Here is a 1,804-nt window from a genome sequence, read left to right on the forward strand (position 1 = left end):
TGAGTTTATCAACTGTTTCAGACATGGTTAACACCAGAAATGTTGAATCTATTATTAAAGTTATCTCCCTGAGTGCCTGACACTTGTCTCGAATTCGCCAAAAACCTGCTTTGAGTTGTCAATATCATAAAACATAGAGAGCAAAGCTTTCAACGAATTGTTTCAGGTGGTCAGAGTGGGAGCATGCGGGAGCATGTCACTTATGCATAACATTTGTACGCTTATCTGGGTAATGGGTAATAGGTAATAGGGGGAGCATGTCACTATCGCCTAATATTTTTACCTGATCTATAGCCCCCTGATGGGTAAAAGCCAAGCTCATATGGTACGTTGATCTTTTCTGCAACTAAGACGACCGGAGCAATTGCCACATAATTTTTAGTTTTTGTCAAGTAGTTCAAAAGTTTGGCAAATTTGACCTGCTCCCGGAGGATGCCACTTATGCCGAGCATTTGTACTCAAACTATAGCCTCCTGATCAGTGTTAGCTTGATTTTATAGCACATAGTTCATAGGTTCTACAATTTTGACTTGCTCCTGTGAGGGTCAATATTATTATACTGCCAAACATATATTACCATCAATCCAATATAATTGCCACAACACGCCAAAATTTTGTTTTTATTCACTTTTATGTTGCCATATCGCAATACTATAGCAGTCGCCAGGGTAATTAGGACATGACAAAAGTCTCAAACTACAGTTTGGCTTGAGTTTAACTTCTGACTTCTGACTTCTGCTATACAATAGTGCTTGGCTTTCCAACCGACAGAATGGCTTGAAGAATGGCTGCGTTCACGGGTTTCTTTATGTGATCAGCTTCCTTCAAAGAAAGCCACATATAAGTGGTGCTGAATTGCCAAGGGGGTTCTCAGCTGCGCAGACAGTTACTCAACAGTTTTAACGGTTACAACCTTATGGGATGGGAGCATTTAACTTATGCAGAACATTTGTACTAAATCTCATGCCCCCTCATGGGTTTAAGCTTGTTAAACTAAGCCGGGGAGTCGCCTCACCCAACTCGTCTACAAAACCGGACGTGAAGGTTTCCCTTGATCCGGCTCCTCATCATGGGAACCATTGACATTGGTACCTCTACCATGGGTTGATATCCAACGACCTAGTGTTGATTCTTTTTCCATGTATTTGGTCGTGACAATGCAGGTGGAGCAGTTCGAGATTACTCAGTTTCTTAGTTCCACCCAATGCGCGTGGTACGATATGATGTGTTTCCATTAAATCTCCATCCTTGTTCGCGAAGCGTCGGCTACGCCGAAGGTCAGACCACAGTAGGCACATTTCCCTTTTTGCCTTTTCAAAAGTTTGGCCTTTGGACGGGTACATTCAGGATGCTTTCCTAGTCTGGTACTCCAATAAGTACAGTCACCATCGTAAGGGCTACGAGTATTTTGAAATTTGGTGTGCCTTTTGACTTTCGTCCAGGCATGTTTCAAGAGATACATATTCTCAGTCCTAAATACCCATCTGTCTTTACGAGGGGTTCCCCATTGGGTTTTTTGTGTCCAGGTTTCAGGTTTATCCTCTCCTAGACTTCCCCAGTATTTATGATTGACCCAGGTTTTTGATTTATTGGAATGACGTCTATATCCCCATCTTTGGAGTTTATTCCAGAGTAGATGACCCATTTTGTTAAAGGTTTCTTTACTACATACTGTGCTGTAAGCTGTTGCGCATTTAAACTGTGATAACAGCATTGCCTTTGTTTTTTATTTTTCGTACCCATTTTATAATTAACCCTCCTTCATTTAAAAGATGATTTAACAAACATTCTAATTCTTCAATTG

At 41.1% G+C, this 1,804-nt stretch carries 2 protein-coding genes; both read right to left on the reverse strand.

Translation table 11 applies throughout. From position 1 onward, the window contains the following. Positions 1–1,094: 1,094 nt before the first annotated feature. Entirely contained in the window at positions 1,095–1,343 is a 249-nt protein-coding gene (locus tag F6K37_RS45160; protein WP_353839121.1) for an HNH endonuclease, read from the reverse strand. Beyond that, entirely contained in the window at positions 1,235–1,714 is a 480-nt protein-coding gene (locus tag F6K37_RS40695; RefSeq protein ID WP_287256986.1) for a group II intron maturase-specific domain-containing protein, read from the reverse strand. The genes F6K37_RS45160 and F6K37_RS40695 overlap by 109 nt, the downstream gene beginning before the upstream one ends. Between the last annotated feature and the right edge of the window lie 90 nt (positions 1,715–1,804).

Source organism: Moorena sp. SIO4E2 (assembly GCF_010671945.1).
Taxonomy (GTDB): domain Bacteria; phylum Cyanobacteriota; class Cyanobacteriia; order Cyanobacteriales; family Coleofasciculaceae; genus Moorena; species Moorena producens.

What these genes read in the sequence shown, in the direction of transcription:
- F6K37_RS45160 (WP_353839121.1), bottom strand. Translation starts at nt 1,343, where the DNA reads ATGTACCCGTCCAAAGGCCAAACTTTTGAAAAGGCAAAAAGGGAAATG.
- F6K37_RS40695 (WP_287256986.1), bottom strand. Translation starts at nt 1,714, where the DNA reads ATGCTGTTATCACAGTTTAAATGCGCAACAGCTTACAGCACAGTATGT.